Annotated in this window: 3 protein-coding genes; all 3 read left to right on the top strand. The window is 36.3% G+C overall.

Annotation, left to right across the window (positions count from 1 at the left end; all coding sequences use genetic code 11):
- The first annotated feature begins 721 nt into the window (after nt 1-721).
- The 3 genes from ACP6PL_RS28475 (at nt 722) to ACP6PL_RS28465 (ending at nt 6,653) form a co-directional block, all read left to right on the top strand.
- Nucleotides 722-2,812, top strand: a complete 2,091-nt coding sequence (locus ACP6PL_RS28475) for an ATP-binding protein (protein ID WP_426548712.1) — start codon at nt 722-724, stop codon at nt 2,810-2,812.
- A gap of 132 nt (nt 2,813-2,944) precedes the next feature.
- On the top strand, nt 2,945-6,106 hold the full coding sequence (locus ACP6PL_RS28470) for a trifunctional serine/threonine-protein kinase/ATP-binding protein/sensor histidine kinase (RefSeq protein ID WP_426548711.1): 3,162 nt from the start codon (nt 2,945-2,947) through the stop codon (nt 6,104-6,106).
- Between the two features lie 61 nt (nt 6,107-6,167).
- Nucleotides 6,168-6,653 (top strand): ankyrin repeat domain-containing protein, encoded by a 486-nt coding sequence (locus tag ACP6PL_RS28465; protein ID WP_426548710.1) that lies wholly within the window; start codon nt 6,168-6,170, stop codon nt 6,651-6,653.
- The last annotated feature ends 20 nt before the right edge of the window (nt 6,654-6,673 follow it).

Here is a 6,673-nt window from a genome sequence, read left to right as displayed (position 1 = left end):
CTTCCTTCTTCCTTACCTTCTCTATACAATACCAATGCTACCGGACATGATATCAGACAAAAACTCAAAGAATTTAAGAATTTTAGAGACTGTGTAGATGCAGCGGCCAATTGAAAATGCTCAAGTTTTTCCCTAGTGATCAAAGATATGCTTGCTTGAATAATTAGTGTAGTTGCTCTTTGAGACAATTCTCCAGAGGAGACGCTTCGCGAACGCTATCACACAAGGTGCGAGTGCGAGGGAGTAGTGTTAGCGATAGCAGAATGAATGCGATTGCAACATTCATGCAACAAAGCCGTTATAAACTGTAAATTTTAAATCCATTACACGCATCCTTAAAACTTTAGTGTTTGGCGTTGGCGGAGCAAGTGCGGCAGCTATATCGCCTAATTTATGAAAAATGCAGGTCATACAGTACAGTGTACTACATCAAGATAATCTTTGTAATATGTAAATATGCCAGCGCTCATTGCTATAATTGGCGTTGGCGGAGCCTAGCGGCAGGTATATCACTACTTAATTATAACCGTGGACAGAAAAGATACCAAATGGGTTCTATATATAATAATTTCTAGCGTTAGTAATTTCAAAGCAGTTACAATCCAGCAGGTTAAGTAATAACTGAAATGACTACTCCTATTTAAGCATTCGATAGCTTGAAAAATTCGCAATGAGAGAAGATATTTGATAAAATATTCAAATAAAATTAATACCTATAGCCATGAGTATAACTATAACATCTTTAACCGATTACGAAATCGGAGACTTAATACATGAGAGCGAACGGACTGTTGTCTATCGTGGAGTGTCTAAAGCAAACTCTCAACCAGTAGTGATTAAACTGATGCGCAATCAGTTTCCTTCCTTTACTGAATTAGTCCAATTTCGCAACCAATACACCATTGCTAGAAATCTCCACATAGAAGGTATTGTCAAGCCATTAGCCATAGAATATTATCAGAATGGTTATGCCTTAATTATGCCAGACTTTGGTGGCATTTCTTTAGGTGAATATTATCAGAAATTATTACCTCAAACAAAAGACATATCCCGATTTTTAGACATAGCCATTCAAATAGCAGAAATTATCTATAAATTACACAAAAACCGAATTATTCATAAAGATATTAAACCAGCAAATATACTCATCAATCCTCAAACTAAGCAAGTAAAAATTATTGACTTTAGTATTTCTACCTTACTTCCAAAAGAAACTCAAACTATTCAAACACCCAATGTCTTAGAAGGAACTTTAGCCTATATTTCCCCAGAGCAAACAGGAAGGATGAATCGAGGCATAGATTATCGCAGCGACTTTTACTCGTTGGGTGTCACGTTTTTTGAAATGTTAAATAAAGTCTTACCATTTGAAACTACTGATCCCATGGAATTAGTGCATTGTCATCTGGCGAAGATGCCAGTATTCCCAAACACAGAAGAAATACCTCAAGTAGTATCACAGATAGTTCTCAAGTTGATGGCAAAAAATGCGGAAGACCGCTATCAGAGTGCTTTGGGTTTAAAATATGATTTGGGAAAATGTCGGCAGGAATGGCAGTCTCAGAGAAAAATAGAGTATTTTGAGTTAGGAAGTAGGGATATAAGCGATCGCTTTCTTATCCCAGAAAAATTATATGGTAGAGAAGCAGAGGTGCAACAGTTATTAGCAGCATTTGAGAGAGTAGCAGAGGAAAAAAGTGAGCTAATGTTGGTAGCAGGTTTCTCTGGGATTGGAAAAACAGTAGTAGTCAACGAAGTTCACAAACCTATTGTCAGGCAAAGGGGTTATTTTATTAAAGGTAAATTTGACCAGTTTAATCGAAATATTCCGTTCTCTGCATTGGTGCAATCTCTGCGAGATTTAATGGGACAATTATTGAGTGAAAGTGATGCTCAACTACAGGAATGGAAAGATCAAATTCTGGATGCACTAGGAGAAAATGGACGGGTAATTATTGATGTGATTCCGGAGTTAGAGAGAATAATTAGTAAGCAACCTGTTGTGCCAGAATTATCAGGAAGTGCAGCCCAAAATCGTTTTAATTTGTTGTTTGCTAAGTTTATTCAAGTTTTCACAACAAAAGAGCATCCTTTAGTCATTTTCCTTGATGATTTACAGTGGGCAGATTCGGCTTCTCTAAATTTGATGAAACTTTTGATGGGTGAAACTTCCAATGCCTATTTGCTGATGATTGGTGCATATCGGAATAATGAGGTATTTCCTGCCCATCCGTTGATGTTAACCCTAGATGAGATGGGGAAGGCAGAGGCAACAATTAATACTATTACTTTAGTGCCTTTGTCGTTAGATAATATAAATTGTTTAGTGACAGATACCCTTAACTGTGATGAGGAGGTGGCGAAACCGTTAACGGAGTTGGTGTATCATAAGACGAAGGGAAATCCGTTTTTCACTACTCAGTTTCTGTTGGGTTTGTATGGAGATGAATTAATTAAGTTTAATAATGATGTGGGGTATTGGGAGTGCGATCTTGCTGAGGTGAGACTAAGGGCGCTTACGAATGATGTGGTGGAGTTTATGGCACAGAGGTTGCAGAAATTGCCTACTCAAACTCAAGAGGTGTTAAAGTTATCTGCTTGTATTGGTAATCAGTTTGATTTAGCTACTTTGGCAATTGTCTGTGAAAAATCAGAAGAAGATACAGCACATAGTTTGTGGAGAGCTTTGCAAGAAGGTTTTATTTTGCCCCAAAGTGAAACCTATAAGTTTTATCTTGGGGAAGAATTATTAGGTAATCAAGAAAAAAAATCCCAAGCTGTTAATTATAAATTCTTGCATGATCGAGTTTAACAAGCTGCTTACTCTTTAATTGATACGTCTTATAAACAAGAAACTCATTTAATAATTGGTCGTTTACTACTAGAAAAAGTACCACTAAAGCAAAGAAATGAAAAAATATTTGATATTGTCAATCAGCTAAATATGGGATTGGAAAAAATCACCGCTTCCACGGAGAAAAAATCATTAGCTTCACTGAATTTTCAAGCTGGGAACCAAGCTAAATTAGCCACTGCATATATGGCTGCTTTAAATTACTTTGAGCTTGGTATTAAATTGCTCCCAAAAGACTGTTGGGAACAAAATTATTCTCTCTCCTTAAAGCTTCACGAAAGTGCTGTAGAAGCAGCTTATTTGACAGGTCAGGTAGAGCAGATGAATACCTTTATAAAAATTATTAAAGAAGAAGCTAAATGCTATTTTGATACTGTCAATACACTGCAAACTCAAATTCAATTTTATGGAGCCCAACAGGATTTTATTTCTGCCATTGATATCGCCCGTAATCTTCTTCAAGAATTCGATATATTTTTACCTAGTTCACCAAATTTTGAGGATGTTAAACAAGAATTTAGCCAAATCAAGGCTTTTGTTCATCAATTAGATCTGAACAAAATAGCAAATTTACCAGAACTAAATGATCCTCAAAAACTAGCAGTCGCCAATACTTTAATGACTATTGGTGCTTCTGCTATTATTGCAGATACTAATTTATTTTGGTTTATTACTTTTGAACTGGTTAAAATATCGTTACAGCATGGTAATTCTCCTTACTCAGCCTATGGATATGTATCCTATGGAATTTTAGTAAATTTGTTAGAGCAAGATATTGATGAGTTTTATCGGCTTGGTCAACTAAGCTTAGAAATTCTACATCGCTTTGAGTCCAATGTTATCAAAAGTAAAGTTCTTGAAGTTGTAGGAGCTTACACAACTCATATCAAATTTCATGTTAAGGAAACATTGCCTTTTTTGTCAGAAGCTCATATTAGTGGTCTGGAGAGTGGAGATTTTGAGTTTGCTGGTTATTCAGTATTTGTAAAATGCCAACATCTTTACTTTGTCGGTCAAACATTGACTGAGCTACAATCGGAAATCATCAAAAGCAATCAAGTAATAAACAGCATACATCAAAAGGCTGCATTAAATTGGAATCAAATTTTTGCTCAGGCAGTTGATAAATTATTAGGTCAACTACATACACCATCTCACTTAACAAGTAACTCTTTCAATACTAATGAAATCGCCCAATTTTTCCTTGAATCTAACGATGGATTTGGCTTACATTTCCTATATTTTCATCAAGCAATTTTAAAATATTTATTTTCTAGTTCTAACCAAGCCTTAGAATTTTCAAAGTTAGCTGAAAAATATTTAGATGCACCCAGAGGATTTCTCACAGAATATGTCTTTCACTTTTATGATTCTTTGATCTACCTAAGTTGTATTAGTCAATCAGCTGATTTAGAAGATTCTATGATTGCGAAATATTTGGCAAAGGTAGAGGAAAATCAACATAAAATGAAGATTTGGGCATCTCATGCTCCTATGAATTTTCAACATAAATATGATTTAGTTGAAGCAGAAAAATGCCGAGTATTAGAACATAAACTAGAAGCAATTGAAATGTACGACAAAGCCATCGCCAGAGCCAAAGAAAATGAATATATCCAAGAAGAAGCCCTTGCTAATGAACTAGCAGCTAAATTCTATCTTAACTGGGACAAAGAAAAAATTGCAGCTATCTACATGCAAGAAGCTTACTATGGCTATGTCCGTTGGGGAGCGAAAGCAAAAACTGAAGACTTAGAAAAGCGCTATCCTCACCTCCTAGCACCCATTCTCAAAAGACAAAAAGTTACTTTAACTTCCAGTGCGACTCTCACCAGTTTAACTCAAGGAACAATTTCCCCAACTGCAACAGGAGCAGGAGAAGTATTAGATTTAGCCACTCTAATGAAAGCATCGCGCACCCTTTCAGAAGATATATCCTTAGACGGAGCGATCTCTAATTTAATGGAAGTAGTCAGAGAAAATGCTGGAGCCGAAACCGTGGCCTTGATGCTGTTTACTGACCAAGAATTAATCCTCACTGCTCTTGCTACTGGCCAAGAAACTCCCACCCTTACCCCTATTCCTGTGACAACCAGTCAGGCAGTACCTTTAAGTATTATCAATCAAGTCAAGCGCAGCCAAAAGCCTTTAGTTTTGGATAACGCTAGTAACAACAATGCTTGTGCAGGCGATGCTTATATCCAAAAACACCAACCTCAGTCTGTTTTATGTTTGCCTTTAATAGATCGCGCTAAACTTATCGGCGTTCTCTACCTAGAAAACAATCAAATTACTGGAGCATTTACCAGGGAACGAGTGGAAGTATTAAGTTTACTTTGTTCCCAAGCAGCCATTTCCCTAGAAAACGCCAGACTTTATGGAGAATCTCAGAATTATGCCCAACAATTAGAGCAAACACAACTACAACTGGTACAAAACGAAAAAATGGCTTCAATTGGTCAATTAGTTTCTGGTGTGGCTCACGAAATTAATAATCCTGTGGGATTTATTGGAGGCAACTTAGATTACGCCACCGGATATATTCAGGATTTAATGGATTTGTTGGACCTTTATCAACAAGGATTTGAACATAATAGTCAAAAAATTCAACACAAAATTGAAGAGATAGAACTAGATTATTTGAGAGAAGATTTACCAGACTTAATTAAGTCAATGAAAGAAGGAACAAAACGTATTGCAGAGATTAGTAAATCAATGGGTACTTTCTCTCGTGCCGATACAATAGCGAAAGTTCCATTTAATATCCATGATGGCATAGATAGCACTTTATTAATTCTTAGACACCGACTCAAAGCTAATGAACTTCGCCCAGAAATTCAAGTAATAAAAAACTATGGTGACTTGCCAGAAATTAACTGTTATCCCGGACAATTAAATCAAGTGTTTATGAATTTAATTGCTAATGCTATTGATGCTTTAGAAGAAAGTAATTCTGGTAAAACTTTTGAGGAAATAAAATCAGCACCAAATCAAATTATAATTACCACAGAAATTGAGGATGAAAAACAACAGGCAATTATCCATATTGCAGATAATGGTATGGGAATATCTGAGGAAGTAAAACAGAAAATATTCGAGAATTTATTTACCACAAAAGGAGTAGGAAAAGGAACGGGATTAGGTTTATCAATTTCTCGTCAAATTGTAGTTGAAAAACATGGAGGTAAAATTACTTGTACTTCAGAATTAGGAACAGGAACTGAGTTTGCTATTAGTTTGCCAAATAATTAATAATTAAGATCGAATCTGGTAGTATCAGTACAAATGAAACTAAATTATAGGAGAAAATTGAATGACAGAATTAATAGATGCTGTTAAAGTTGGAGATGTTGCTCAAGTTGAAACTTTGCTGAGTGGAGATGTGGATGTTAATGCCAGAGACTCAGAGGGTTACACTGCTTTAATTGCTGCTGCTGAAACTGGCCATGTAGAGATAGTAAAAAAATTATTGGCTGCTGGTGCAGATATCAATGGCAATGATAATGATGGTTGGCTCCCTTTGATGAGTGCTGCTGCTAGTGGCAATCAGGAAATTTTGCAATTGTTGTTAGATGCTGGTGCTGACGTTAATGTTGCTACTAATTTTGGCTTGACTGCTTTGATGAGTGCTGCTGGTAGTGGTCATATTACTGTAGTGCAAACTCTACTAGAGAGAGGAGCAGACATTAGGGCAAAAGACAACAATAAATGGACGGCCTTAGTCTGGGCAAATTCAGAAGGTCATAAGGATGTAGTGGAGTTGCTAAAGCAGGTGCGCGATAAAACTCCGTTACGCTGAGGCGATAAAACTATGTTTCG

Source organism: Dapis purpurea BLCC-M126 (assembly GCF_050015975.1).
Taxonomy (GTDB): Bacteria; Cyanobacteriota; Cyanobacteriia; order Cyanobacteriales; family Microcoleaceae; genus Trichodesmium.
This window is presented reverse-complemented; position numbering and strand designations above follow the sequence as displayed.

Coding starts and splice junctions, on each gene's coding strand:
- ACP6PL_RS28475 (WP_426548712.1), top strand. CDS start 722: ATGAGTATAACTATAACATCTTTAACCGATTACGAAATCGGAGACTTA.
- ACP6PL_RS28470 (WP_426548711.1), top strand. CDS start 2,945: ATGGGATTGGAAAAAATCACCGCTTCCACGGAGAAAAAATCATTAGCT.
- ACP6PL_RS28465 (WP_426548710.1), top strand. CDS start 6,168: ATGACAGAATTAATAGATGCTGTTAAAGTTGGAGATGTTGCTCAAGTT.